This is a genomic window from Streptomyces klenkii (assembly GCF_003626645.1).
Taxonomy (GTDB): domain Bacteria; phylum Actinomycetota; class Actinomycetes; order Streptomycetales; family Streptomycetaceae; genus Streptomyces; species Streptomyces klenkii.
In genome coordinates this window covers 143,559-169,857 of the sequence record NZ_RBAM01000008.1, presented here as the reverse complement: position 1 = coordinate 169,857, position 26,299 = coordinate 143,559, and the positions used below count along the sequence as shown (strand labels likewise).

Sequence of the window (26,299 nt, the reverse complement as noted above, 5' to 3'; positions counted from 1 at the left end):
ACGTGTCCAACGAACTGAACCACTTCATCGTCCACGTCAAGGACCGCCGGGAGACGGGCGCATTCCTGGCCTGGCTGATGGCCGCGCCCGCCCCGCTGGAATGGGGCCGCTTCACCCAGGTCACCAGCGCGAACGGGGTCGGCATCGACTTCCTCGACGACCTGGTGGCCCCGGCCGGAATCAACCGCAGCCACATCGCCTTCCTCGTCACGGACGAGGAGTTCGACGCGATACTCGGCCGGATCGCGGAGCGGGAGGTGCCGTTCTGGGCCGATCCGCTGCTGAAGGTGGAGGGCGAGGTCAACGACGAGTACGGCGGGCGCGGGGTGTACCTCCTCGACCCGGGCGGCACGTGCGCCATCGAATTCATGACGACGCCGTACGGGGACAAGCCGTCGGTACGGTCGGGGGTGGTGACGGCCGGGTAGGGGTCCGGCCGTCGCACCGATCGGAACGGAACGGAACTGACCGGACCGGGCACAGGATGTCGGGTCCGGGAGCACGCCGCCTTCCTAATGTGAACGACGTAAAGGGAAGGAGTTCCGCAGTGCTGGACCGGCTGAACGAGGCGCTGGAACACATCGAGTCGTGTCTCGACGAGTCGCAACTCGACCGCCACGGCGACCGGCAGATCGACGTGGCCGTGCTGGCGCGGATCGCGATGACGTCGGAGTACCACTTCCGCCGGATGTTCTCCGCGCTGGCGGGGATGCCGCTGTCGGAGTACATCCGGCGCAGGCGGCTCACCGTGGCGGGTGCCGAAGTCCTCGCCGGAGAGCGGACGCTGCTGGAGATCGCGGTGCGTTACGGCTACGGCTCGGGTGAGGCGTTTGCGCGTGCGTTCCGTGCTGTGCACGGCGTGGGCCCGGGCGAGGCCCGGCGGGGCGGTGCCTCTCTGCGGTCCCAGCAGCGGATCTCCTTCCGTCTCGTTGTTGAGGGAAGGAGCAGTATGCGATACCGGGTTGTGGAAAAGGCGGAGTTCCGTGTGGCCGGAAAGAAGGTCCGTGCTCCCCTGGTCCATGAAGGGGTGAACCCGGCGCTCGCCGATTTCATCCGGAGCATCGATCAGGAGACGATCGGGCGCATTTCCGCGCTGTCCGATCAGGAGCCGGCGGGGATCGTAGCGGTGAGCGACGACCTCGACCCGAGCCGGGCCGAGGGAACCGAATTCGACTACTACCACGGCGTGGTGACCGGTTCCGCCTCCGTACCGGAGGATTTCGACGCGCTCACGGTGCCGGCGGGTGCGTGGGCGGTCTTCGAGAGCTCCGGCCCGTTCCCGCAGGCGCTCCAGCACCTGTGGCGGGACGTCTTCACCCAGTGGTTCCCGTCCAACCCGTACCGGAGCCGGCCGGGGCCGGAGATCCTGCGCGTCCGCGTCTCCCAGGAGACGGCGGACGCGGAGGCTCAGGCGGACGCGGAGCTGTGGATTCCCGTGGCGAGGGCGACGGCCTGAGCCGCGGCTACTTCTGGTCGTCGCGGAACTTCGACGTCGACCAGAAGTAGCCGAGCGCGGCCAGGCCGACGGACCAGGCGACGGCGAGCCATCCGTTGTTGCCGATCCCGCTGCCGAGCAGCAGGCCGCGCAGGGTCTCGATGGCGGGCGTGAACGGCTGGTACTGGGCGATCGGCTGGAACCAGCCCGGCATCGCGTCGATCGGGGTGAACGCGCTGGAGATGAGCGGCAGGAGGATCAGCGGCATGGCGCTGTTGCTCGCCGCCTCGGCGTTCGGGCTGGCCATGCCCATGCCGACCGCGATCCAGGTGAGCGCCAGGGCGAAGAGCACGAGCAGCCCGAACGCCGCCAGCCACTCCAGGACGGTGGCGTCCGTGGACCGGAAGCCGATGGCGACGGCGACGGCGCCGACGAGGACCACGCCGGCGATCGACTGGAGGACGCTGCCGATGACGTGCCCGATGAGTACGGAGCTGCGGTGGATCGCCATCGTGCGGAACCGGGCGATGATGCCCTCGGACATGTCGGTGGCGACGGACACCGCGGCCCCGATGACGGTGCTGCCGATGGTCATGAGGAGGATGCCGGGGACGACGTAGGCGACGTACTGGGAGCGGCCGGCGCCGCCCATGCCCGCGCTCATCACGTCGCCGAAGACGTAGACGAAGAGCAGGAGCAGCATCACCGGGGTGAGCAGCAGGTTCAGGGTGAGGGACGGGTAGCGCCGGGCGTGCAGGAGGTTGCGGCGCAGCATCGTGGAGGAGTCGCGCACGGCGAGGGAGAGGGAGCTCATCGGACGGTCTCCTTGGGCTGGTGGTCGGGGGCGGTGTCGCTGCCGGTCAGGGCGAAGAAGACGTCGTCGAGGTCGGGGGTGTGCACGGTCAGCTCGTCGGCTTCGATGCCGGCGGAGTCCAGCCGGGCGAGGAGGGAGCGCAGTTCGCGCTGGCTGCCGTCGCCGGGGATCCGGAGGGTGAGGGACTCGTCGTCCCGGGCGGCTTCGCGCAGGGCGGAGGCGGCGCTCCGGTACGCGGCCGGGTCGGTGAAGCGGAGCCGTACGTGGCCGCCGGGGACGAGCCGCTTGAGCTCCTCGGCCGTGCCTTCGGCGGCGATCTTGCCATCGTTCAGGACGGCGATGCGGTCGGCGAGTTCGTCGGCCTCCTCCAGGTACTGGGTGGTGAGGAAGACGGTGACGCCGCCCGTGACGAGCTCGCGGATGATCTGCCACATGTTGTGGCGGGAGCGCGGGTCGAGGCCGGTGGTCGGCTCGTCGAGGAAGATGATCCGCGGGTCGCCGACCAGCGTCATCGCGATGTCGAGGCGGCGCTTCATGCCGCCGGAGTAGGTGGAGGCGGGTTTCTTCGCGGCTTCGGTGAGGCCGAAGCGCTCCAGCAGCCCGGCGGCGACCCGCCGCCCCTCGCGCCTGGAGAGGTGGTGCAGGTCCGCCATGAGGAGCATGTTCTCCTCGCCGGTGATCAGGCCGTCGACGGCGGAGAACTGCCCGGTGACGCCGATCGCGGCGCGGACCGCCTGCGGGGCGGTGGCGAGGTCGTGTCCGGCGACGCGGAGGTCGCCGGCGTCGGCGCCGATGAGGGTGGAGAGGATCTTCACGGCAGTGGTCTTGCCGGCGCCGTTCGGGCCGAGCAGGGAGAAGACCGTTCCTTCCGGGACGGCCAGGTCGACGCCGTCGAGGACGGTCTTGTCGCCGTAGGACTTGCGCAACCCGTGCGCCGCGATGGCCAGGTTGGTCATGAGGGGTGCTCTCTTCCGGAGGAGGCTGCGGGGCGGGTGGGGGCGGGGGTGCGGATCAGAGGCTGCGGGCCGGATGCGGATCAGAGGCTGTGGGCGGTGATGTCGCCGTGGGAGGTGGTGGCGCGGATGCTGAGTGCGGCGGTGCCGTCGCTCTTGAGGGCGTTGCTGATGCGGCCGTAGGCGGTGCCGGCGTCCAGGGCGGCGGAGACGCCGCGGGCGGCGCCGACCGAGATGTCGCCGGACTGGGTGCTCAGGGTGACGGTGCCGCCCATGGCCTCGCTGATCCGGATGTCGCCCCGCTGGGTGCTGATCTCCGCGGGGCCGCCCAGGCGGCCGACGGAGACGTCGCCGTCGTGGGCGGCGAGGCGGGCGCTCGCGGCCTCGTCGAGCTTGACCGAGCGGTAGCCCCCCGTGAAGACGACGTCGCCGAGCCGCCCGACGCCGCGGAGTTCGGCGGCGCCGGCCTTCCCCTCGACGCGGGAGCCGGCGGGCAACTGGACGGTGACCTCGACGGACCCGGAGTGTCCGAGGATCCGGTTCTTCGCCTCGGGGGCCTCGATCCGCAGGACGCCGTCGGCGTAGGAGACCTCGATCTCCTCCGCGGCCTTCGCGTCGCGGTTCTTGGCGGCGTTGGCGGGCCGGACGTCGACGGTGGTGTCGGTGCGGTCGGAGGCGATGAGCTGGATGAGACCGGCGGGGATGTCGAGGATGGCGGAGATCGGGGCGGTGGTGTCGAACTTCTGCACGGCGGTGTTCCTTCGCGTGGTGTCTTCGTCGTTTCTGACGATGGAAAAGCTACGTTGCGTTCGAAGATCTGGCAACGGGCTCGTTGCGAAGAATTGTTGTTTATGCAGGTCAGAGTGGGGATTTCGTTGCAACGACTCTGAATCTAACGCAACGTCCGACGCCTGTGCGTTGCAATGGCCTGAAGGTGAACGCTATGCTGGAGGTGCCACGGGCGGACGACCAGGGGTCACGGACCAAGAAGGAGAGTGCGATGCCGGGAGGCAGGCTCACCCAGCAGGAACGCCAGCAGATCGCGCTGGGGCTGGCCGACGACCTCGCCTACGCGGAGATCGCCAGACGTCTGGAGCGCCCGACCTCGACCATCACGCGCGAGGTCATGCGCAACGGCGGCCCCACCGCCTACCGTGCCGACCTGGCCCACCGCGCCACCGAACGCCGCGCCCACCGGCGCAGGCAGGCCGCGCCCCGGGGGGCGGAGGCGCCTCCGCACGTCCAGGGGCGCGACGCCGAGGCGGTGCGCGAGTACGAGGAGGCGTTCACGACCCTCCTCATGCAGCAGGGCCTGCCCAAGATGATGGCCCGGGTGCTGGTCTGCCTCTACACCTCGGACGCGGGCAGCCTCACCGCGTCCGAACTCGTCCAGCGCCTCCAGGTCAGCCCCGCGTCGATCTCCAAGGCGACCACGCTCCTCGAAAGCATGGACCTCATCCGCCGCGAACGCGACGAACGCCGCCGCGACCGCTACGTCGCCGACGGCGACGTCTGGTACCAGGGGATGGTCGCCGCCGCCCGGTCCCACGCCCAGCTCGCCGAGACCGCGCGGCAGGGCGTCACCCTCCTCGGCCCCGGCACCCAGGCTGCCGTCCGCCTCGAAAACATCGCCCGCTTCGTCGACTTCGTCGGCGAGAGCATGCTCCGCGCCGCGGACCAGGCCCGCGAGGTCCTCCACACCAAACCCGAACCGCGGTCAGCCGATGGACAGCCGTCGTGAGCCGGTACGGTGCGCACCTGAGCCGGTACGGTGCAGTCCGGAGCCTGCCGCGCCTTGGAGGACGATCATGAGTGAGCAGCCGAACGGCCCCTACGCGCCGCTGATCCCGATGCCGGAGCTGACGCCTGATGCCCTGCGGGCCGCGGTCACCAAGATCGCTCCCAGCCGTATCCCTGCTCTGACGCAGCACCTGTTCGAGGCCACCACCAACGCTCAGAAGACCAGCAGCCTGGCTCCGCTACGGGCGTTCGTCCACTCCTGGGCCGTGTTCGTCGCCATCCAACGCCATCCCGAGCGTGCCGCCAGACTCAGTGAACTGGAGCGGACCGTGGACGCAGGCGAAGCCGACCCCCACGACGCGCTCGCCGAGATCCTTGCCATCCGCGAGGCGGCCGAGAGGGAAGCCGGCCTGTGAACGAGCGGACAGCATCACCTGGTGCGAGTAGTCCGTTGCGGGACCTGCTTCGCGACGGGCTTAGATCGGGTTGATCTTCCACATCTGGTTGTTTCCGCCCCAGCAGGTCCAGTTGTGGACATTGGCGCCGTTCACATTGCCGGGGCGGGTGTCTACGTCCAGGCACTTGTTGTTGTGCCGCGCAACCACGTAGTAGTAGCCGTCACCGATGGAGTCCAGTCGCCACTGCTGGTTCCTGCCTCCCCAGCAGCGGTACTGGTGCACGTTGCCCCCGTAGTCGCCGTTGGCCGCGCGGGTGTCGACGTCGAGGCACAGATCGCTGTGCTTAGCGACGATGTAGTAGTAGCCGTCACCGGCCGGCATGAATCTCCAACTCTGGCTCGCGACGCCCTCGCAAGCCCACTGGTGGACATTCGCCTCGTCCCGGACGCTGCCGTTCGCGACATCGAGGCAACGGCCGCTGTAGCGGGACACGAAGGTGTTGAAGTCGGCGAACTGCTGCCCCTCCGCCACGGGTCTCTCACGGGAGGGCGCAGCGTTGGTGACTCCCGTAGACCCCAGCGTGGCGGTCAGTGCTGCGACAGCGACGACGAGCCAACTGCGACCGCGCATGGTCTTCACCCTTCTCCGGCGGACGATGGCCGTCACACTGGCCGGTGGAAGCGGTGCCCAGCAGCGCCAAAACCAGCCGAAGTAAGGCCACGGTCGCTGAGGCGTGCGGACTGCTGCGCTCTCAGCACACTTGTACGCCGTGCCGTCCCGCCCCGCCGGTTGATTTCCGGGCCGAGAGGGCGCCACCGCGCCACCCCCGTCCCCCACCCCCGTCACCCCACCCCCAGCTCCCTCTCCAGCGGCGTGCGGAAGCGGGGCGTGACCCGTACGGGGCCCAGCCACGCCGACAACCTCTCGGCCTCGGCGGCGATCGCCGCCCCCGCCTCGGCGCCCGCGTCCGCCAGCAGCCGCCACACGATCTCGCCGTTCGCACGCTGCGCCCAGCCGCCGATGATGCGGCCGTTCCACCACACCGTGGGGCCGACGTTGCCGGCGCGGTCGTAGAGCGCGGGGACGTGGTCGGGGGAGAGGTACCAGTCGCGGCCGCGCCAGCCCATCGCGGTCGGGTCCAGGCCGGGCAGGAGCGCGGCCCACGGAGCGAGGGCCGAGGCGGGGTCGTCGTCCAGGTCGTCGCCGGCCAGGACGTAGCCGGTCTCCCCGCGCGCCAGCTCCACCTCACCCGCACCGACGTCCGCCACCGCCCGCCGCGTGTCGCCGAGCGTCCAGCCCGTCCACCACTTCAGGTCCGCCTCCGTGGCCGGCCCGTACGCGGCGAGCCAGCGCCGCGCGAGTTCGGCCTTCGCCTCGCGCACGTCCATCTCGGGGATCTGCGGCACCGGCGCCCACGGGTAGAGGCTGCTGGTCCACGAACCCCGCGGCCGGGCGCGCCGCAGGTGCCCGTCCGCGGCCAGCATCCGCAGCACCCGGCTGCCGACGCTCTGCCGGGCCTCGTACGGCTTGCCCGGCGACATCAGCAGCGTCTCGCGCAGGGCGGGCACGTCCTTGCTGAGTTCCGCGGTGGTGGCCTCGCCGCGCGCGGCCAGCGCGTCCAGCACCTCCCGCTCGGTGCGGGCGAGCCGCTGCTCGTCCCAGGGCGCGTGCCCCTCGGTGTTCTCGCGCAGGTGCTTGAGGAGCGTCGCCCGCTCGCGCAGCGCGATCGCGCGGGCGGTCGAGGAGCTCACGTACGGGGCGAGGTCCGTGGTGACGGCGAAGAGCGTGCGCCGCATGGACAGCAGCTTGACCAGGGACACGTCCTCGTACAGCGCCCGGTCCACGTCGCCCGCGGAGGGCTCGGCCAGCCGTGCGCAGGCGGAGAGGTAGACGGTCGCCGCGTCCGTGGCGTGCAGCCCGACCAGGGCATCCGCGACCTCCTCGGTCGAACCGGCCCGGTGCGCCGGGTCGAGCAGGTGGCGCCGGGCGAGGCGGGCGCGCCGCTGGTCGTCGGAGATGCGGGCGGCGGCGGCACGGGGGCGGCGGTTCATGGGGGCGAGCGTAGAGGGGATAGAGGACGGAATCCGTCCTCCCGGCCGTGTTCTCACTCCTCGCTCCGTTCCTCTCCTCCCGACTCGTGTCCGGGACATCCCCGAGGCGGGATCGGGGCAGCGTAGGGGCCGGGCCAGGGCGATACCGGATGTAAGGATGATCTTGGTTTGGAAGATTTACGGGCATGGAGCAACTCAAGAGGAAGCCCGCCGGCCGCAACGCCTGGCTGGTGATGGCACTGGCCGCCGCACTCGCCGCGGGAACGGCCACGGCCGCCGGTGCCGCCGCGCCGCCGAGGCCGGACAAGAAGGCACTGGAGCAGTCGATCGCCGGCTTCCCGAACGCGGACGTGAACGGGGCCCTGGTCCGCGTCGCCGGCCCCGGCGGCCACTGGTGGGGCACGTCCGGCGCGGCGGACAAGGTCACCGGCGCCTCCGTCCGCTCGGGCTCCTCCTTCCGCATCGGCAGCATCACCAAGCTCTTCACCGGCACGGTGATGCTCCAGCTCGCCGCCGAGCACCGCGTCGACCTGGATGCCCCCGCCCGGCGCTACGTGCCGGGCCTGCTCCCCGACGCCTTCCAGGACGTGCGGGTGAGCCAGCTCCTCAACCACACCAGCGGGCTGCCGGGCCCCTCGGCGCTGACCTACGGGGACGGCTCCAACAAGTGGTTCGCCGAGAACCGCTTCCGGTCGTGGAGCCCCACGGAGATCGTCAAGGCGGCGGTGGACGGGAAGGCGCCGGCCTTCCCGGCGGGCACGACCCAGCAGTACAACGGCATCAACTCGTACGTGGCCGGGCTGATCATCGAGCGCGTCAGCGGCAACGCGTACGCGGACGAGGTCCGCAACCGCATCACCCGCCCCCTGGGGCTGCGCCACACCTACGTTCCGGCCGCCACCGACGTCACCCTCCCGGAGCCGCACGCGCACGGCTACCGCACGGTGGACGGTGCCCTCGTCGACGTGACCGAGCAGAGCCCGTACTCCTGGGCGGAAGCCGGCATGATCTCCACCGCGGCCGACCTGGACCGCTTCCTCACGGAGCTCATCCGCGGCCGGCTCCTCCCGCCCTCCCAGCAACGGCACATCTTCGACCTCCCGGCCGTCCCCAACGCCCCCGGCAACCACCACTGCGCCAGCCTCACCGACCCCGCCGCCGGCCGGGGCACGGCCTGCTTCAGCCGCATCGGCCTCATGCGCACCGAACTGCCCGACGGCACGGTCGTCTGGGGCAAGACGGGATCACTGCCGGGCTACGTCAACGGGGTCTTCGCGAAACGCGATCTCTCGCGGCGGGTGGTGTATTCGCTCAATTACAACAACCCGCCGGGCGCGAGCGAGCTCCCGTACGTCCTGGGGATAGCGAAGGCGGCCTTCGCGACCCCGGAGAAATGAGAAAGGGCCGGACGCTCCGGCGTCCGGCCCTTCCCTGCAAGTGTGCGCTCGGCAGGATTCGAACCTGCAACCTCTTGATCCGTAGTCAAGTGCTCTATCCGTTAAGCTACGAGCGCTCGGCGTCCGGGGATGATGATCACCCGTCGGCGTTGCGGGAACAATATTACCCGACGGGGAGGCGTGCTTTTTACCGCCACGCTGCGTGACGGCTCTGTGGCGGATCCCGGGCCGCCCGGCCGCCCCGGCGCCTTGATCGCCTCGGTCCTGATCGACATCTCCGTCAGGGCGTTCGCCGTAGCGTTCCTACGCCGGTTCATGGCGTCGCGGCGGGGGCGGTCCTACGGCTGACGTAGAGCAGTAACTAAGCGCCAGAAAAGGCGGATTGAGCTGATCGCCGGGTGTAGTGTCGGCGTCAGCGCTTCGAGCGCGCCCCCCTTCCAGAGGACCCTTTCGTCGGGGCACTCGCGGGGTGTCCCGGTTCGGGCTCCCTCCGGTGCGGCTGCCGGATATCGGCCGCAGGGAAGAAGGGGGGCGCCTGTGGGGCGTCACCGCAAGAAGCCTCTGCACGAACGGTTCGCAGCTGTGATCCGGGAGCTGTGGAGGTGGTGCACCGGACAATGACCGGTGAAAGCCGCTGGACGGTGACCGCCAGTCCTCCGAGTACCTGAGGACTGACGGTCGGGAACCGTCTACCTGCGGTTGGCCCTCGTCCACGGATTCCGGCCGTGGCGGGGGCCGCTTACTTTGAGCGCGGAAGGGGGGCGCCGCCCCTACGGTATCGGCCGAGCCGGCCGCGCGCGACCGTTTCGGCCGTCGTCGCCCCGCGCCCTGAGACTGCCGCGCCTCAGGGCGCGGGTGAAGGAACGATACGGCTCGGCGGCGACGCGGAGGGTCGGCCCTCCGGGCCGCGTTGAGTCGCGTATGAGCACGGGGTCGTGTGTACGTATGCCCTCGGGGAGGGCGATCTCCACGCAGGTCTCACCGGATCCGGAGCTGTAGCTGCTCTTCCTGAACCTCACCGTGTCTCCTTGGCGATTCTGGCGATGAAGTCGCGAGAGGCGTCGGGATCCAGAGCCTGGGCCAGCAGACGATCGAACGCGACGTCGTAACGTGCGACCTGGCCGTCCTCCTCAAGGTAGTGGGACGTCGTGAGCGGCTCCACGGCTACGACGGGAGAACCGACCTCGAAGTGGAAGACCGTGTAGGCGCCGTCCAGTCCTGTGTGCGTGCCCGCCTTGAACGGAATCACCTGCAATTCAAACTTCGGGTCCCGGGAGAGGGCGAGCAGATGCTCAAGTTGCCCGCGAAGAACGGATGCCCCGCCCACTTCCCGCCGGAGGCATGCTTCGTCCAGTACGCACCGCAGCGTGAGCGAGGGTGAGGTCAAGATCTCCTGGCGTTTCATGCGCAGCTCGGTGAGCGCTCGTAGCTCGCGGGCTGTCTTCCATACGCTGCCGCCACCGATAACTGCGTAGGCGTAGTCGGGTGTCTGTAGCACTCCCGGCATGATGAGCGCCGCGTAGAGGTCGATACGGGTGGCGATTTGCTCCATGTCCAGGAAGTCGGCCAAGCGCTCCGGGATGACATCCTTGTACTGCGCGTAGATGTTCTTTTGGCGGCTGTCGTTGACGAGCTTCGCGATCTCCCTCGCCTCTGCGATGCGGGCCGCGTCGGTGACCCGGTAGGCGATGAAGAACTTCTCAGGGTCGGTGTTCTGTCTGCCGTTTTCGATCTTGCTTAGGGTTGGGCTGGACACGCCCAGCACCTTGGCGCCCTCGGCGAGGTTGAAGCCGGCCCTCACCCTCAGTGTCTTCAGTGCCGCGCCAAGCCTCCGGCGGAACAGGGTGGGCGTGATGTCGGACAAGTGATCACCTCCTTGTGGATCGACTCTAGCGACACCAACTGCACTGGTATGTGCGAGCGTTCACTCATTCGAGTAAATTGCAGGCGAAACTTTCAGCGCTCCCCGCGCCGAACGGGAAGATGTGGCTGCTACCAACGGCACTCGGGGAGGAGCGAGGCGATGACGTACAGGATCGGCGCGTTCGTGGTGGACACGCGTGAGGGACGGATCGCGCAGGTGGTCGGGGAGCGGGGGAGCCGTCTGACGTTGCGGCGGCCCGGGGGTGGGGTGGAGTGGGAGGCGCCGTTCGCCTCGTTGAGGCTGGCGACGCGGGAGGACCGGGAGGCCGCCGGGCTGTGGCCGAACGGTTCGCAGCCGGCGTACGGGTGCGAGGAGTGCGAGCAGTTGGAGGCCGCGTATCACGAGGCCGCCGCGGGGGACGATCACGCCAAGACGGGGGAGGCCCTCGTCGTTCAGCGCCGCCACTGGCGCAGGGCGCACGTGGCAGGTGGATGGCCGTGCTGAGATGCACTCACCGCGGAGGATGGGCGGCCCGGACCCGGGGCGAGGCCCGCTGCCGCGACTGCGGAACCGTCCGTTTCACGGACTACGGAGCCCTCAGGCCGCCGGGCCTCCCGGACGCGGTCACCCCGCCCCGCCGTACGGCGTGGTCATGGCTGCAACCGGCGCGTCAGTGACCGCGCTTGTGCCGGACGGCGGCGAGCACGGCCAAGGCGGCGGCTACGGAGAAGAGGACGCTCCAGGGGGCCAGGTCGGCCGCTGCCAGGGCCGCGAGAACCGGCACCGTGAGGAGCGTCGGGTAGGCAGGGATCAGGGCGGTGCGCAGGCGGGTCATCGGGTGGTTCCTTTTCGGGCGTGGTCCAGGTAGGTGGCCAGGTCGCCCCAGCCCTCGGTCGTGGCGGGCGGCTCGCCGGACATGGCGTGCGGGTCGTCGCGCCAGGCATCCCGTACGGCCGCCGATGTGGCGGTGTCGCCGCCGGAGAACAAGGCGCTCAGTTCGTCCATGCGGGCCGCCAGCCGCCGCACCCGGGGGTCCGTGGGAGGAACCCCGGCCGTACGGAGCCGGTCGGCCCGGCGGTACAGCTCGGGCCACTCGACCTCCAGGAGGTAGTGCGCGGCGGGGCCCACCGCGCCGGCGCTGTCCTGGAGGATCCGGAGCTGGTCGGCGTCGAGGCGGTCCCGGAGGGCGTGCGCGCGGTCCGGGGCGGTGGCGCCGGTGGCGCGCAGGGCGTCGAGCAGCGCACTGGAAGTGGGCGCACGACCGGCCGACAACTCGGCGTCCATGCGCCGGAGGCGCTCCCGCAGGGACGTGAGCGCGGTGAGGGCGGCCTCCACACCGGCCAGGTGATCCCGTACGAGGCGGGCCGGATCGACACCGACACCGACGCCGTCGCCGACGCCGCTGTCACTGTCCAGGCAGGTGGCGATCGTCTCCAGGCCGAGCCCGAGGCTCCGCAGGGCGAGCACCTGGTAGAGGCGGATGAGGTCGTCCTCGGTGTACTCCCGGTGCCCGCCGGGCGTGCGCCGGGAGGGGCTGAGCAGGCCGATGGTGTCCCAGTGGTGCAGCGTGCGCACGGTGAGGCCGCACGTCTCGGCGAGGGCGCCCACTTTCCAGGTGGCGGAAGCGTTGCCGGAAGCGTTCATGAGGCAACCATGCCTCCTCACGCGACGTGAGGTTCAAGCCGCCCCCGGGCCCTCGTACGGGCCGGGCCCCGGCCGCCCGGACGCTGTCCTTCGGCACCCCCGCGCAGTAGGGTGCGCCCGCTCTCTGCTTTCGCACGGACCGACGTACGTTCCCGCACGTTCCTGCACGTCCTGCGTAGGAAGGCAGTCGCATGAGGAACATGAGGAAGAGATACAGACGCATCGGCCGGCTGGTCGCGTCCCTCGCCGTCGTGGCGATGGCCGCCGCAGCCCCCGGAGTCGCCGCCGCCGACCCCGCGCCGGCGGATACCGGGGCCAGGGCCGGGGTCAAGACGTCCGCCGCCGCCTTCGGGTCGTCGATCGCCGCCGCCCGGAACGCCGACGGGCGGCTGGAGTTCTTCGGGACCAACAGCGGGGACGCCGTGTTCCGCCGCGCCCAGAACGCCATCGGCGGCCCGTGGTCGCCCTGGGCGCAGTTCGACGGCGCGCTGCGGGCCGTCGCCGCGGAGACGAACGCGGACGGCCGCGTCGAGCTGTTCGGGGTGAACGGCGGCGGGGCGATCTTCCACCGTTGGCAGACGTCTCCCGGCGGTTCGTGGTCGGGCTGGGAGCAGTTCGACGGCGCACTGACGTCCATCGCCGCCGCCCGCAACGCGGACGGCCGCCTGGAAATCTTCGGCACCAACGCCGCCGGCAACATCTTCCACCGCTGGCAGACCGCCCTCGGCGGCGCCTGGTCCGGCTGGGTGCAGTTCGACGGAGGCCTGACGCAGGTCGCCGCGGAGACGAACGCGGACGGCCGTATCGAGCTGTTCGGGGTGAACGGCGGCGGGGCGATCTTCCACCGTTGGCAGACGTCTCCCGGCGGTTCGTGGTCGGGCTGGGAGCAGTTCGACGGCGCACTGACGTCGATCGCCGTGGCGCGTAACGCCGACGGCCGGCTGGAGATCTTCGGCACCAACAGCGGCGACGCGATCTTCCACCGTTTCCAGACCGTCATCGGCGGCAACTGGTCGCCCTGGGCGCAGTTCGACGGCGGGCTGAGTCAGGTCGCCGCGGAGACGAACGCCGACGGCCGCATCGAGCTGTTCGGCGTGAACAGCGGCGGATACGTCTATCACCGCTGGCAGACCGGCATCGGCGGACCCTGGTCGAACTGGGCGCAGTTCGACGGACTGCTGAGAGGCTGACGGGACCGACGTCCCCGGCCCGCCCTCCCCGTCCAGCTGGCCGGAACCGGCCCCCGCGGGCAGCCGTGGGGCGGGGAGGTGTGGGGCAAGATGGGCCTATGGGGACCTTCGCTGCGCACGATGGTCTGATCGCCGGCCGGTACCGCCTGTCCGGGCGGATAGGGCGCGGCGGCATGGGCACCGTATGGCGTGCCACCGACGAGCTGCTGGAGCGCCAAGTCGCCGTCAAAGAGCTGCACATGGACGGCGGCGAGGGCGACGACGGCACCTGTCCCGCAGGCCTCTCCGACTGCGACCGCACGCTCCGTGAGGCGCGTGCGGCCGCGCTCATCAGTCATCCGAACGTCGTCGCGCTCCACGACATCGTCGTGCAGGACGGGCGCCCCTGGATCGTGATGGAGCTCGTGGACGGGCGCGCCCTGTCCGAACTGCTGGCCGCGGAGGGGCCCGTGGGCCCGCGCGAGACCGCGCGGATCGCGATCGCCCTGCTCTCCGCCCTGCGCGCCGCGCACGCCCGCGGCGTCCTGCACCGCGACATCAAGCCACCGAACGTCCTCCTGGAGACGGCGACCGGCCGCGTCGTCCTGACCGACTTCGGCGTCGCCCAGGTCCGCGGCGCGACGACGATCAGCGAGACGGGCGCGTTCGTCGGGTCGCCGGAGTACACGGCGCCGGAGCGCATGTCGGGCGGATCCGCCGGGCCCGCGTCCGACCTGTGGTCCCTGGGGGTGCTGATGTGCGCGGCGCTCAGCGGGGTGACCCCCTTCCACCGCGACTCGCTGGGCGGCATCCTGCACGCCGTCGTCCACGACGAGATACGCCCGCCCGCCGCCGCGGCGCCCCTCCTGCCCGTCGTGCAAGGGCTGCTGGAGCGCGATCCCGCGCGGCGGATGGGCGCCGACGAAGCGGAACGGCTGCTACGGGGCTACCTGGCGTCCGGAAGGATCGGCGGGTCCGGCCCGGGGCCGGGCCCCGCCCCGTACCCGCCGGGCGGATCCCCGTACAACCCCCGCGGCCGCACCGTCCTCATGGCCGCCGTCGCCGTCGTCACCCTCGCCGGGGTCGGGGCCGGCCTCGCCGTGCTGCTGGCCGAGCGCGGCGAGGCCGGCGCGGGCGGCCGTCCCGCGCAGGTGTCCAGCGGCCCCCTCGGCCGCTCGCCCGGCCCGCCCGTCACCCGCGAGCCCCCGGCCAGCGCCCCCGTACGGGCCCCGGAGGGTTATCACGCGGTGCAGGATCCGGCCGGGTTCGCGCTCGCCGTGCCGGACGGCTTCACCCGCTCCTTCGAGCCCCCGCGCGTCTTCTACTACGCGCCGGACCGGCAGACCCGCCTCGCCGTCGTCATCCAGGACCCGCAGCCCGGCGGCGCCGCGGCCGCCCTGCGCGCCTCCGCCGCCGCGGCCCCCCAGCGCTATCCCGGCTACCGTGCCGCCACCGTCCGCGAGACCACCCGCAAGGGATACCCGGCCGCCTCCTGGGAGTTCACCTGGGACGGCCCCGAAGTCGGGGCGGGCGGGGCGGGCGGTGCGCTGCGGACGTACGACACCTGCTGGGACGAGGGCGGCAAGATGTACGAGGTGTGGGTCGCGGGCCCGGAGGCGAAGGCGGCGCGGACGAAACGGCACTTCGACGTCGTCCTGGAGACGTTCGTACGGATCCGGCCGGTATCCAGCCCTTAGTTCGGTTGGTTCGCTTGATTCCGTAAGCCCGTATGGGGATGGTTCGCTCCGTCAAGGTGCGCCTGTCAGCGCCCCCTTGGTAATGATGGGGCCATGATGAACGACGGGGGACAGCCGAACCGGCCCGGCAGCGCCGGCGGGCCCACCAGATCAGGCGAGCCCACCAGCTACGACCTTCAGCCGCCGAACCGGGCGGTTGCTGCGGCTCCCGCGCCGGCGCCGAGCCCGTACGCCGCCCCCGCCGATCCCGGCGCCGGCCGCCGCATCGGCAACCGCTACCGGCTGATCTCCCGCCTCGGCCACGGCGGCATGGGCACCGTCTGGAAGGCCCACGACGAGGTCGTCGACCGCGACGTCGCCGTCAAGGAGCCGCGCGTACCGGACCACCTCCCCGCGTCCGTACGGGAGAACGTCCACCAGCGCATGCAGCGCGAGGCCCGCGCCGCGGCCCGCGTCTCCCACCCCTCGGTCGTCGCCGTCCACGACGTCGTCGTCGAGGACGGGCGCCCCTGGATCGTCATGGAGCTCGTGCGCGGCCACTCGCTGGGCGACCGGCTGGGCGACGGCACCCTGGACCCGCGCGAGGCCGCCCGCATCGGCCTGGCCGTCCTCGACGCGCTCGGCGCCGCCCACGAGGCCGGCGTGCTGCACCGCGACGTCAAGCCGGACAACGTGCTCCTCGGCCACGGCGACCGCGTCGTCCTCACCGACTTCGGCATCGCCCGGATCGAGGGCGAGCAGGGCCTCACGGAGACGGGCGCGTTCGTCGGCTCGCCCGAGTACGTCGCGCCCGAGCGCGTCCTGGGGCAGCACCCCGGACCCGAGTCCGACCTGTGGTCGCTGGGCGTCGTGCTGTACGCGGCGGTCGAGGGCGTCTCCCCGTTCCGCCGCTCCAACACCCAGGCCACCATGCAGGCCATCCTGTCGACGGAGCCGCAGGCGCCGTCGCGCGGCGCGGGCCTGCTCGGCGGGCTCGTCATGCGGATGCTCAGCAAGGACCCGGCGGCCCGCCCCGGCGCGGACGAGATCCGCCGCACGCTGGAGGCGGTCGCCCGCCCCGTACCGGCGCAGCAGTCCGCGTTCAGCGCGTCGCGCGTGCAGGCCGCCGGCAGCACCGGCAGCAAGTGGGTCCCGCCCGTCCTGCACGGCAACCGCAAGGCGCAATGGGGGCTCGGCGGGGGAGTGGTGGCCGTGGCGACGGCCGCGACGCTGCTGATCGTCAACCCGTTCGCCGTCGGGCCGGCCGTTCCGCTGCACTGGAAGGTGCGGGACGAACCGGAGATCGTCCGGGCGTCGATGGCGGTGCCGGAGGACTACGTGAAGAAGATCGACGTCGACAAGGGGTGGGTGTTCTTCACGGACCCGAGCGGGGTCTTCTCCGTCTCCCTGGACCGGGACACCCTCGAACAGCGCAAGAAGAACGTCCTGGACCGGGAGCCGAAGGACATCGGCACGGCCGACGCCGAGGCCAAGCGGCTCGCCGACTCCTACACGGTCGACCCTTCGTACAAGCTCAAGGACGCCAAGGCGTCCGTATCCGGGTCCGCCGCCGTCCAGGGCATGAAGGCGGCGGAGGTGCTCACCGCCTACCGGCCCGGTTCCGACGAGGACGGTCCCAGGAGCGCCATCCGCAGCAAGATCATCGTGAACGAGGCCAAGACCCAGCTCTGGTTGCTGGAAGTCCGGATGCCCGAGAAGGGCCGGTTGCGCAAGGACGGCGACAAGCTCTTCGCCGACGTCCTCAAGTACTTGAAGATCCAGGATCAGTAATTACCCACGGGTATTCAAGCGGTACGGGTCCGTCATACGCTCCCCGTATGACGGACTCGGCACACACCGCACCCGTAGCAGAACCGGCGCCCGCGGCGGCGGCGCACCCGCCCGCCGGAGGCAACCCCGTAGCCCCGCCCGGCAGTCGCACCCCCGCCGACGTCGTCACTCCCGCCCTCGTCGCCCGCCTCACCCGCCCCGTCATAGGCTCCGGCACCACCGCCGGCTGCACGCCCCTCACCGGACTCCAGCTCGCCGAACTGCCGCAGTCCTCCCCGGACGACGTGGCCACCGCCTTCGCGCGCGCCCGCGAGGCGCAGCAGCAGTGGGCGGCCGTGCCCGTGGCCGAGCGCGCCGCCGTCCTGCTGCGCTTCCACGACCTGCTCCTCGGGCGGCAGCCGGAGGTCCTCGACCTCATCCAGGCGGAGACCGGCAAGGCCCGCCTGCACGCCCACGAGGAAGTGCAGGCCGTGGCCGTCGGCGCCCGCCACTACGGGCGCAGGGGGCCCGCCTATCTGCGGCCGAAGGGCCACGCGGGCGTCCTCCCCGGCCTCACCAAGGTCACCGAACTGCGCCACCCGCGCGGCGTCGTCGGCCAGATCGCCCCCTGGAACTACCCGCTGGAACTGTCCGTGGGGGACGCCCTGCCCGCCTTCGTGGCCGGCAACGCCGTCGTGATGAAGCCCGACACCGGGACGGCCCTGACCGCCCTGTGGGCGCGCGAGCTGCTGGTCGAGGCGGGGCTGCCGGAGGAGGTCTGGCAGGTCGTGATCGGCGACGGCCCGGTCGTCGGCCCGGCGCTCGTCGCGCACGCCGACTACGTCTCCTTCACCGGCTCCACGCGCACCGGCCGCGAGGTCGCCCAGGGCGCCGCGGCCCGCCTGATCGGCTCCTCGCTCGAACTCGGCGGCAAGAACGCCATGCTCGTCCTCCACGACGCCGACGTCGAGAAGGCCGCCGCGGGCGCCGTCCGCGGCTGCTTCTCCTCCGCGGGCCAGCTGTGCATCTCCATCGAGCGGCTGTACGTGCACGAGTCCGTCGCCGACGCGTTCCTGGAGCGCTTCACCGCCCGCGCGAAGGCCCTGCGGCTCGGCACGGGCCTGGCCTACGGCGCCGACATGGGCTCCCTCGCCTCGCAGCGCCAGCTGGACGCGGTGATCCGGCACGTCGAGGACGCCGTCGCGCAGGGCGCCGCCGTCCTCGCGGGCGGCCGCCCGCGGCCCGACATCGGCCCGTTCTTCTACGAGCCGACGGTCCTCGACGGCGTCAAGCCGTCCATGGCCGTGTGCGCCGAGGAGACCTTCGGGCCCGTCGTCTCCGTCTACCGCTTCCGGGACGAGAACGAAGCCGTCGCCCTCGCCAACGCCACCCCGTACGGGCTCAACGCCAGCGTGTGGACCGCCGACGGGCGCCGCGGCCGTGCCGTCGCGGCGCGGCTGCGCACCGGCACCGTCAACGTCAACGAGGCCTACGCGGCCGCGTACGGCAGCGCGCGGGCCCCCATGGGCGGCATGGGCGAGTCGGGGCTGGGACGCCGCCACGGCTCCGAGGGCATCCTCAAGTACACCGAGGCCCAGACGGTCGCCCACCAGCGCGTCGTACCGCTCGCCCCGGCCTTCGGACTGGACGACGCCAAGTACGCGGAGGTCATGACCCGGGGCCTGCGGCTGCTGAAGACGCTGCGGCTGCGCTGACCGCCCCTCCCGCGCGGCTTAAGCGTTCACGTTCACGTACGACACGGAGGAACGGAGAGGCAGTGTTCGACTACGACGTGATCGTCGTCGGCTCGGGCTTCGGCGGCGCGGTCTCCGCGCTGCGCCTGACCGAGAAGGGCTACCGCGTGGGCGTCCTGGAGGCGGGCCGCCGCTTCACCCGCGAGAGCCTGCCCAGGAACTCGTGGGACCTGCGCAACTACCTGTGGGCGCCCGCGCTCGGCCTCTACGGCATCCAGCGCATCCACCTCCTCGGCAACGTCATGGTCCTCGCGGGCGCCGGTGTCGGCGGCGGCTCCCTCAACTACGCCAACACCCTCTACGTGCCGCCGAAGGCCTTCTTCCAGGACCGGCAGTGGTCCGGCATCACCGACTGGGAGGCGGAGCTGCGGCCGTACTACGACCAGGCGAGCCGCATGCTCGGCGTCCGCCTCAACCCCACGACCACGCCCTCCGACGTCCATCTGAAGGCGGCGGCCGAGCGCCTGGGCGTGGGGGAGACCTTCCGCAAGGCGCCGGTCGGGGTGTTCTTCGGGGACGGCGAGGACGCGGGCGGCACGCACCGGGCGGCGCCCGGCGAGGAGGCCGCCGACCCGTACTTCGGCGGCGCCGGGCCCACCCGCCGGGCCTGCACCGAGTGCGGCGAGTGCATGACCGGCTGCCGGCACGGTGCGAAGAACACCCTCAACGAGAACTACCTGTACCTGGCCGAGCGGGCGGGCGCCGTCGTCCACCCCATGACGACGGTCGTCGCGGTGACCGAGCACCGGGAGGGCGGCTACCGCGTCGTCACCGTGCCGACCGACAAGCGGCGCGGCTCCGGGGCCGCCCGGCCGCGGGTCCTGCGCGCGGAGCGGGTCGTGATCGCCGCCGGCACGTACGGCACCCAGACGCTGCTGCACACGATGAAGGACAAGGGCCTGCTGCCCCGCATCCCGGCCGGGCTGGGCCGGCTGACCCGGACGAACTCCGAGGCCCTGGTGGGCGCGCAGACCGACGACCGCCGCTACGGCACCGCGCACGGCGGGGCCCGGCCGGACTTCACGCGGGGCGTCGCCATCACCTCCTCCGCCCACCTGGACGACCACACGCACATCGAGCCCGTCCGCTACGGCAAGGGGTCGAACGCGATGGGCGTGCTGTCCGTCCTCCAGGTGCCGGTGGGGACGCGGTCGCCGCGGGCCGTCGCGTGGGCGGCGCGCTGCGTACGGCACCCGGTGCAGCTGCTGCGGTCGCTCTCCAACCGGCGCTGGTCCGAGCGGACGATCATCGGGCTCGTGATGCAGTCGCTCGACAACTCCCTGACCACGTACCGCCGCAGCCGCGGCCCCGGCAAGGGCCTGCTGACCGCACGGCAGGGCCACGGGGCGCCCAACCCGAAGCAGATCCCCGCGGCGGCGATGGCCGCGGACATCATCGCCGAGGAGATCAACGGCTTCCCCGGCAGCAATGTGGGCGAGCTGATGGGCACCCCGCTCACCGCGCACTTCCTCGGCGGCTGCCCGATCGGCGCGGACGCCTCGCAGGGCGTCCTCGACCCGTACCACCGGCTGTACGGGCACCCCGGGATCTCGGTCGTGGACGGCGCGGCCGTCTCCGCGAACCTCGGCGTCAATCCGTCGCTCACCATCACGGCCCAGGCGGAGCGGGCCATGTCCTTCTGGCCGAACAAGGGCGAGCCCGACCCGCGGCCGGAGCAGGGGCAGGCGTACGAACGGGTCGAGGCGGTCGCGCCCGTGCGCCCGGCGGTGCCGGAAGGAGCATACGGGGAGCTGAAGTTGAAGGCGGCGCCGGAGGTGCCGTCGGTGCAGCCGACGCCGGAGGGGCGGCCGTTGCTGCGGCTGCTGCCGGTGCTTCCGCCGGAGGGGCGGCCGAACGGGCGTGATTGCGGGTCTTCTTGAGGACCTGGAGGGTCTAGGGGGCCTAAGGGCCCGGCTTACGGCGAAGGGCCCCGGGCCGCCTCCGCGGGGGCGTGCGGGCGGCCTCGGGGCCCTTGACTGCCGGCACCGGGGTCAGGGCAGGGTCGGTGCCGCGGAGCGGCGCCGGGGGGAGCGCCGCGGGTCATGGGTCGTGCGCGGGTGGTGCGGGGCGTACGGGCCTCACTGGTTCGACCAATGGCGGTGCGGGACCAGGAGGTTGGTGCTCTCCTGGCATCGTGCGGGATGGGCCGGACTCGGCGCAACCGTTTCGACCGGATACGGTCGGTTCCAGGCGTCCCCGGAACCGACCGTCCTTGGTGGCAACCGGGCTGCTGTCCCCTGCTGACCGGTCGCCGTGCACCGGAGTGAGGTCCCACGACGCGCGCACTCGCACGTCTCACACTCCGGTGGATCCGCCCTGTCGGTGCCGGGCGCCCAGGTGAACAGGGGCGGAAGCCACGCGTGGATTTCAGGTGGGCCGCTCCTGGATGGCGCGGGCACCCGGCTCAACGATGCGGGCCGCGGTGCGGTCACGCGCCGTCCGGGTGATGTGACGGCCCGGTCCTCCGAACCCGCATGCGGCAGCTGCACACATGCGGGTCCTCGACCGGGCCCTCGTCGGGAGCGGGCGGTCGTCAGACGCGGCCGCGGCACAGCTCCAGCAGCGTCATGGCGAGCGTGGTGCCGGGCTTGCCGAGCTGGTCGCTGTAGTGGCCGATGATCTCCATCTCGCGGGAGAGGTTCACCCGGCGCCCCCCGGAGGCGATGCGCTCCTGCTGGATCACGGCCGAGACGGCCATCCGTTCCTGGATGAGCCCGATGATCCTGCCGTCGAGATCGTCGATCCGCTGCCGGGCACCGGTGATCACGCCTGCGGCCGCTTCGGTGCGGGCGCCGGTCTCGGCGGGGGCGGTGCGGGTGCTCAGGGTGCTGCTGCTCACAGTGGTGGGGGCGGCGCTCATGTCTGATCCTCCAAAAAGGGGCGGTGGCCCCCCGGAGCGGCACGGCCCGGGAAAAGCGACAGGCGCCCCGGGCCTTGTCGGCCCGGGGCGCCTGTGGAAGTCGCTTGTCAGTTGCTCAAGCAGCACGACCATGGCAGCCGGACGGGCCGGATGCCATAGGTAAAGACGAAGGTCTGGTGCTTGCGCATGGGGGACAGTATGGCCCGCGGGCGGCCCCGGGGCCAATGCGGGTCCGGTCCGCTCCGGGTCTGTTCCAGGTCTGCTTCCGCTCCGCTTTCGGATGGTGAGACAAAAGCAAGCACCCGCGCCCCGGTAGAATCGACAAATACAGACCCTCCTCCACCGCCGGAAGGCCGCTCCCGTGTCAGCAGCACCCACCGCCGCCCACGACAACACCGCGGAGCCGGTGCTCGTTGTCGACTTCGGCGCGCAGTACGCCCAGCTCATCGCCCGCCGAGTCCGTGAGGCGCGGGTCTACAGCGAGATCGTGCCCAGCACGATGCCCGTGGCCGAGATGCTCGCCAAGAACCCGAAGGCGATCATCCTCTCCGGCGGCCCCTCGTCCGTGTACGAGGAAGGTGCGCCCCGCCTCGACGACGCCCGTGGCCTCTTCGAGGCCGGTGTCCCGGTCTTCGGCATGTGCTACGGCTTCCAGCTGATGGCCACCACGCTCGGCGGCACCGTCGACAACACCGGCGCGCGCGAGTACGGCCGTACGCCGCTGCACGTCTCCAAGACCGGCTCGACCCTCTTCGAGGGCACGCCGGCGGAGCAGTCGGTGTGGATGTCGCACGGCGACGCCTGCTCGGCCGCCCCCGAGGGCTTCACGGTCACCGCGTCCACGGACGTCGTGCCGGTCGCCGCCTTCGAGAACGACGAGAAGAAGCTCTACGGCGTCCAGTACCACCCCGAGGTCATGCACTCCACGCACGGCCAGCTGGTCCTGGAGCACTTCCTGTACCGCGGCGCGGGCATCGAGCCGACCTGGACCACGGGCAACGTGATCGAGGAGCAGGTCGCCGCGATCCGCGAGCAGGTCGGCAGCAAGCGCGCCATCTGCGGCCTGTCCGGCGGCGTGGACTCCGCGGTCGCCGCGGCCCTCGTCCAGAAGGCCATCGGCTCCCAGCTGACCTGTGTGTACGTCGACCACGGCCTGATGCGCAAGGGCGAGACCGAGCAGGTCGAGAAGGACTTCGTCGCCGCGACGGGCGTCCAGCTCAAGGTCGTCGACGCGCAGGAGCGCTTCCTGAACGCCCTCGCGGGCGTCTCCGACCCGGAGGCCAAGCGCAAGATCATCGGCCGGGAGTTCATCCGCGTCTTCGAGCAGGCCCAGGCCGAGATCGTGGCCGAGGCCGGCGCGGGCGGCGAGGACGTCGCCTTCCTGGTCCAGGGCACGCTCTACCCCGACGTGGTCGAGTCCGGCGGCGGCACCGGCACCGCCAACATCAAGTCCCACCACAACGTGGGCGGCCTCCCCGAGGACCTGGAGTTCGAGCTCGTCGAGCCGCTCCGCCAGCTCTTCAAGGACGAGGTCCGCATGGTCGGCCAGCAGCTCGGCCTGCCCGACGAGATCGTCCAGCGCCAGCCTTTCCCGGGCCCGGGCCTCGGCATCCGCATCGTCGGCGAGGTCACCAAGGAGCGCCTGGACCTGCTGCGCGAGGCCGACGCCGTCGCCCGCGAGGAGCTCACCGCCGCCGGCCTGGACCGCGAGATCTGGCAGTGCCCGGTCGTGCTCCTGGCCGACGTCCGCTCGGTCGGCGTCCAGGGCGACGGCCGCACGTACGGCCACCCGATCGTGCTGCGCCCCGTCTCGTCCGAGGACGCCATGACGGCCGACTGGACGCGCATGCCGTACGAGGTGCTGGCCCGCATCTCGACGCGCATCACGAACGAGGTCGCCGATGTGAACCGCGTGGTGCTGGACGTGACCAGCAAGCCGCCGGGCACCATCGAGTGGGAGTAGTCCTCCCGTAGACCCACGCAGGTCGAACGCCGGTGCCGCCGCTCATTCGTTTGGGCGGCGGCACCGGCGTTTGGTGTGGGTACGCTGGCCGTACGGCCGAGAATCCCGTCCATGGGAGGAACCATGACCGCTGAGCCCGCGCACCACTGGCCGGTGCCGCCGCAGGACGGTTACACCGTGGACGACCTGCTGACGCTGCCCGACCTCCCGCCGCACACGGAGTTGATTGACGGGAGCCTGGTTTTCGTGAGTCCGCAGCGCTATTTCCACAGCCTTGTCATCGACCTGTTGGTGAACGGTCTGCGCCGCACGGCGCCGCCCGAGCTGAGGGTGGTGCGGGAGATGACCGTAGTGATCGACAAGCGCAACGGACCGGAGCCGGACGTTTCCGTCGTGGGCGCTGCGTCGGTGGGCGGCTGGGAGCAGACCTACTTTCCGGCCGAGGCCGTACTGCTCGCTGTCGAGGTGGTCTCCCCGGACTCCGAGGCCCGTGACCGGATGACCAAGCCGTTCAAGTACGCCTGCGCTGGTATCCCGCACTTCTGGCGAGTCGATATGACGACCGCCGATCACCAGCCGATCGTCCACGTCTTCAAACTCGACAATGAGACGCGCTCCTACGCGCCGACCGGGACGCACCGGGGCGCCCTCAAGCTCACCGTTCCCTTCGACATCGACATCGATCTCACTGAGATCCGCCTCTAGCCGACGGCGGAGCCCTGGCGCGACCAGGCTCCGCCAAATTAGTGGCGCGATGGCGAGACGAGACGTATCGTTTCAATCCTGAGGTGCGCGTCCCGCGTACGAACCCCAGGAGGGATCCCGCCATGCCCCGGACCGAAACCCGTACCCGTACCGTCACCGTCGCCCCCGGCGTCCACCTGTGGAGCGACGAGCGCGGCGCCGCCGACGCCCCGGCCCTGTTGCTGATCATGGGCGCGCAGGCCTCCGGCCTCGGCTGGACCGAGGAGCTCACCGACGCCCTCGCCGCCCGCCACCGCGTGATCCGTTACGACCACCGCGACGCCGGCCGCTCCACCTGGTCGTTCGACGAGCAGCCCTACCGCATCACCGACCTCGCGGACGACGCCCTCGCCGTCCTGGACGCCCACGGCGTCGAGCGGGCCCACATCGTCGGGCTGTCGCTCGGCGGCATGCTGGCGCAGCTGCTGCTCGCCGACCACCCGGACCGCATCCTCAGCGCCACCCTCATGGGGACCTGCGCGCTGAGCGGGAAGCCGCTCGTCGAGGCCGACGGCACGGAGACCGCCGTCGCCGACCTGCCTCCCATCGACCCGCGCGTCCTGGAGATGTGGGCCCGGCCCGTCGAGGATCACGGCCTGGAGGCCGAGCTGGACCGGCGCGTGGAGCACTGGCGGGTGCTCAGCGGCGAGGAACTGCCGTTCCACGCGCACGAGATGCGCGAGCGCGAGCGGCGGATCATCGAGCACGCGGGGCGCTACGACGTCTCCACCGCCCACGGCCGCGCCGACTACTCCGGCATGGACCGTACGGAGGAGCTGGCGCACAACACCGCCCCCGTGCTGGTGACCGACGCCTCCGCCGAGCCCGTCTTCCCGCCGCCCCACCCCCGCCACATCGCCCAAGTGATCGGCAACGCCCGCACGGTGGCGATGCCGGGCATGGGGCACGCCCTGCCGCGGGAGTGCCTGGGGCCGCTCGCCGAGGCGATCCTGGAGCACACGGCGGCTGCGGAGGGCCTGTTCTCCGCGGGTACCCGGCGGTAGCTTCCGTTCCGTACCGAACGGAGCAGAGGAGTGCCGATCGTGTCGCAAACGCCGTCCGGGCAGGAGCCCGCAGAGCTCGCAGAGCCCGCAGTCACAGCCCCAGCCGTGCCCGCCCCCGTACCCGTACCCACTGATCAACTGCACTTCGCGATGCCGCCCAAGCACGACACCCCCGAGGAGGAGCGGCGTCACCGCAAGGAGCGGCTCGCGGCGGCGCTGCGGCTGTTCGGCCGGTTCGGCTTCGAGGAGGGCGTCGCGGGGCACATCACCGCGCGCGACCCGGAGTTCACGGATCACTTCTGGGTCAACCCGTTCGGGATGTCGTTCAAGCACATCACCGTGAGCGATCTGATCCTCGTGAACCACAAGGGGCAGGTCGTCGAGGGCCGCTACCACGTCAACCAGGCGGCGTTCGCGATCCATTCGCAGATCCACCGCGCGCGGCCGGACGTCGTGGCCGCCGCGCACAGCCACTCCACGTACGGGCGCGCGCTGTCCGCGCTGGGGGAGCTGCTGGAGCCGATCACGCAGGACGTGTGCGCCTTCTACGAGGACCACGCCCTCTTCGACGACTACACGGGCGTCGTGGTGGACGAGGAGGAGGGGCGCCGGATCGCCACGGCGCTCGGGCCGCACAAGGCGGTCGTCCTGCGCAACCACGGGCTGCTGACCGTGGGGGACACGGTGGACGCGGCGGCGTGGTGGTTCATCACCATGGAGCGCTCCTGCCAGGTGCAGCTCGCGGCGAAGGCCGCCGGGAAGCCCGTCCTGATCGACCAGGCCGGCGCCCGGCACACACGGGGCCAGCTCGGCAACGACCTGGCGGCGTGGATCAACTACCAGCCGCTGTACCAGCAGATCACGCGGAGTGAGCCGGAGTTGCTGGGCTGAGGGGTGGGGGCCCGGGCCCACCCACTCATGGCCCCCGGCCCCCGGGGACCCACCCCCGCCGTTCGGCGGGGGTGGATCGTTCTTCCGGGGGTTTTTGCTGTTCCTTTACCTTGTTTACGATGGTCGGGAGCCGAGGCGGCCGCGCCTCGGCTCTGTCGTGTCGTGAACCGGT

Annotated in this window: 26 protein-coding genes and 1 tRNA gene; 16 read left to right on the top strand and 11 right to left on the bottom strand. The window is 71.5% G+C overall.

All coding sequences use genetic code 11. From position 1 onward, the window contains the following. The first annotated feature begins 2 nt into the window (after positions 1–2). Together D7231_RS20670 and D7231_RS20665 are read left to right on the top strand one after the other, a co-directional pair. Positions 3–428 carry a VOC family protein gene (locus D7231_RS20670; RefSeq protein ID WP_120756967.1) on the top strand — a complete coding sequence of 142 codons (426 nt, stop codon included), beginning with the start codon at positions 3–5 and terminating at the stop codon, positions 426–428. A gap of 119 nt (positions 429–547) precedes the next feature. Next, a complete protein-coding gene (locus D7231_RS20665; protein WP_120756966.1) occupies positions 548–1,456 on the top strand; it encodes an AraC family transcriptional regulator in 909 nt (302 codons plus the stop codon). A 7-nt stretch (positions 1,457–1,463) separates the two neighbouring features. Here the strand turns inward: D7231_RS20665 and D7231_RS20660 are convergent, their stop codons facing one another. From D7231_RS20660 to D7231_RS20650, 3 genes are all read right to left on the bottom strand, one after another. Next, the gene (locus tag D7231_RS20660) at positions 1,464–2,249 is read right to left on the bottom strand and encodes an ABC transporter permease (protein WP_120756965.1); all 786 of its coding nucleotides are present in this window, start codon (positions 2,247–2,249) and stop codon (positions 1,464–1,466) included. Continuing rightward, positions 2,246–3,205 (bottom strand): ATP-binding cassette domain-containing protein, encoded by a 960-nt coding sequence (locus tag D7231_RS20655; protein WP_120756964.1) that lies wholly within the window; start codon positions 3,203–3,205, stop codon positions 2,246–2,248. The genes D7231_RS20660 and D7231_RS20655 overlap by 4 nt, the downstream gene beginning before the upstream one ends. Before the next feature lie 80 nt (positions 3,206–3,285). After that, a complete protein-coding gene (locus D7231_RS20650) occupies positions 3,286–3,951 on the bottom strand; it encodes a DUF4097 family beta strand repeat-containing protein (RefSeq protein WP_120756963.1) in 666 nt (221 codons plus the stop codon). Positions 3,952–4,202: 251 nt separating this feature from the next. On the opposite strand from D7231_RS20650, the gene D7231_RS38535 reads away from it, so the two are divergent. Together D7231_RS38535 and D7231_RS20640 are read left to right on the top strand one after the other, a co-directional pair. Beyond that, a complete protein-coding gene (locus tag D7231_RS38535; protein WP_120756962.1) occupies positions 4,203–4,943 on the top strand; it encodes a helix-turn-helix domain-containing protein in 741 nt (246 codons plus the stop codon). A 67-nt stretch (positions 4,944–5,010) separates the two neighbouring features. Next, positions 5,011–5,358, top strand: coding sequence for a DUF6247 family protein (locus D7231_RS20640; RefSeq protein WP_120756961.1), 348 nt, complete (start codon positions 5,011–5,013; stop codon positions 5,356–5,358). A 60-nt stretch (positions 5,359–5,418) separates the two neighbouring features. On the opposite strand, the gene D7231_RS20635 is transcribed toward D7231_RS20640, so the two are convergent. Beyond that, positions 5,419–5,970, bottom strand: a complete 552-nt coding sequence (locus tag D7231_RS20635; RefSeq protein WP_147449769.1) for an RICIN domain-containing protein — start codon at positions 5,968–5,970, stop codon at positions 5,419–5,421. A gap of 212 nt (positions 5,971–6,182) precedes the next feature. Further along, entirely contained in the window at positions 6,183–7,391 is a 1,209-nt protein-coding gene (locus D7231_RS20630) for a winged helix DNA-binding domain-containing protein (RefSeq protein WP_120756959.1), read from the bottom strand. Between the two features lie 185 nt (positions 7,392–7,576). Between D7231_RS20630 and D7231_RS20625 the strand changes: the two genes are divergently transcribed. Then, positions 7,577–8,788 (top strand): serine hydrolase domain-containing protein, encoded by a 1,212-nt coding sequence (locus D7231_RS20625; protein WP_120756958.1) that lies wholly within the window; start codon positions 7,577–7,579, stop codon positions 8,786–8,788. Positions 8,789–8,831: 43 nt separating this feature from the next. On the opposite strand, the gene D7231_RS20620 is transcribed toward D7231_RS20625, so the two are convergent. The 3 genes from D7231_RS20620 to D7231_RS20610 form a co-directional block, all read right to left on the bottom strand. Further along, a tRNA-Arg gene (locus tag D7231_RS20620) sits at positions 8,832–8,904 on the bottom strand. Between the two features lie 654 nt (positions 8,905–9,558). Then, positions 9,559–9,807, bottom strand: a complete 249-nt coding sequence (locus D7231_RS20615) for a DUF397 domain-containing protein (protein ID WP_120756957.1) — start codon at positions 9,805–9,807, stop codon at positions 9,559–9,561. After that, positions 9,804–10,652, bottom strand: coding sequence for a helix-turn-helix domain-containing protein (locus D7231_RS20610; protein WP_120756956.1), 849 nt, complete (start codon positions 10,650–10,652; stop codon positions 9,804–9,806). Before D7231_RS20610 ends, D7231_RS20615 begins: the two co-directional genes overlap by 4 nt. Positions 10,653–10,811: 159 nt before the next feature. Here D7231_RS20610 and D7231_RS20605 point away from each other — a divergent pair, with 159 nt between their 5' ends. Beyond that, on the top strand, positions 10,812–11,156 hold the full coding sequence (locus D7231_RS20605; RefSeq protein ID WP_120756955.1) for a hypothetical protein: 345 nt from the start codon (positions 10,812–10,814) through the stop codon (positions 11,154–11,156). Continuing rightward, positions 11,144–11,329 carry a DUF6255 family natural product biosynthesis protein gene (locus tag D7231_RS38530; protein ID WP_422396742.1) on the top strand — a complete coding sequence of 62 codons (186 nt, stop codon included), beginning with the start codon at positions 11,144–11,146 and terminating at the stop codon, positions 11,327–11,329. Before D7231_RS20605 ends, D7231_RS38530 begins: the two co-directional genes overlap by 13 nt. Here D7231_RS38530 and D7231_RS37095 read toward each other — a convergent pair. Both D7231_RS37095 and D7231_RS20600 read right to left on the bottom strand, forming a co-directional pair. After that, positions 11,323–11,487 carry a hypothetical protein gene (locus D7231_RS37095; RefSeq protein WP_199739419.1) on the bottom strand — a complete coding sequence of 55 codons (165 nt, stop codon included), beginning with the start codon at positions 11,485–11,487 and terminating at the stop codon, positions 11,323–11,325. The genes D7231_RS38530 and D7231_RS37095 overlap by 7 nt on opposite strands. Next, positions 11,484–12,296, bottom strand: coding sequence for a MerR family transcriptional regulator (locus D7231_RS20600; RefSeq protein ID WP_120756954.1), 813 nt, complete (start codon positions 12,294–12,296; stop codon positions 11,484–11,486). Before D7231_RS20600 ends, D7231_RS37095 begins: the two co-directional genes overlap by 4 nt. A gap of 200 nt (positions 12,297–12,496) precedes the next feature. Between D7231_RS20600 and D7231_RS20595 the strand changes: the two genes are divergently transcribed. The 5 genes from D7231_RS20595 (at position 12,497) to D7231_RS20575 (ending at position 20,545) form a co-directional block, all read left to right on the top strand. Then, positions 12,497–13,486: a PLL family lectin gene (locus D7231_RS20595; RefSeq protein ID WP_228774071.1), complete on the top strand. Its 990-nt coding sequence runs from the start codon at positions 12,497–12,499 to the stop codon at positions 13,484–13,486. 98 nt (positions 13,487–13,584) lie between these two features. Beyond that, complete coding sequence (locus D7231_RS20590) at positions 13,585–15,162, top strand: serine/threonine-protein kinase (RefSeq protein ID WP_120756952.1); 1,578 nt, start codon at positions 13,585–13,587, stop codon at positions 15,160–15,162. A gap of 93 nt (positions 15,163–15,255) precedes the next feature. After that, a complete protein-coding gene (locus D7231_RS20585; RefSeq protein WP_120756951.1) occupies positions 15,256–16,932 on the top strand; it encodes a serine/threonine-protein kinase in 1,677 nt (558 codons plus the stop codon). Positions 16,933–16,979: 47 nt separating this feature from the next. Beyond that, positions 16,980–18,626, top strand: coding sequence for a succinic semialdehyde dehydrogenase (locus D7231_RS20580; protein WP_120756950.1), 1,647 nt, complete (start codon positions 16,980–16,982; stop codon positions 18,624–18,626). A 62-nt stretch (positions 18,627–18,688) separates the two neighbouring features. Beyond that, positions 18,689–20,545, top strand: a complete 1,857-nt coding sequence (locus D7231_RS20575; protein ID WP_241999818.1) for a GMC family oxidoreductase N-terminal domain-containing protein — start codon at positions 18,689–18,691, stop codon at positions 20,543–20,545. Between the two features lie 653 nt (positions 20,546–21,198). Here the strand turns inward: D7231_RS20575 and D7231_RS20570 are convergent. After that, positions 21,199–21,525: a chorismate mutase gene (locus tag D7231_RS20570; RefSeq protein ID WP_120756949.1), complete on the bottom strand. Its 327-nt coding sequence runs from the start codon at positions 21,523–21,525 to the stop codon at positions 21,199–21,201. 361 nt (positions 21,526–21,886) lie between these two features. Between D7231_RS20570 and guaA the strand changes: the two genes are divergently transcribed. From guaA to D7231_RS20550, 4 genes are all read left to right on the top strand, one after another. Next, positions 21,887–23,488 (top strand): glutamine-hydrolyzing GMP synthase, encoded by a 1,602-nt coding sequence (gene guaA / locus D7231_RS20565; RefSeq protein WP_120756948.1) that lies wholly within the window; start codon positions 21,887–21,889, stop codon positions 23,486–23,488. Positions 23,489–23,611: 123 nt separating this feature from the next. After that, positions 23,612–24,193, top strand: a complete 582-nt coding sequence (locus tag D7231_RS20560) for a Uma2 family endonuclease (protein ID WP_120756947.1) — start codon at positions 23,612–23,614, stop codon at positions 24,191–24,193. Positions 24,194–24,315: 122 nt separating this feature from the next. Next, complete coding sequence (locus D7231_RS20555) at positions 24,316–25,236, top strand: alpha/beta fold hydrolase (protein ID WP_120756946.1); 921 nt, start codon at positions 24,316–24,318, stop codon at positions 25,234–25,236. Positions 25,237–25,386: 150 nt separating this feature from the next. Beyond that, complete coding sequence (locus D7231_RS20550) at positions 25,387–26,127, top strand: class II aldolase/adducin family protein (RefSeq protein ID WP_228774121.1); 741 nt, start codon at positions 25,387–25,389, stop codon at positions 26,125–26,127. Positions 26,128–26,299: the final 172 nt, after the last annotated feature.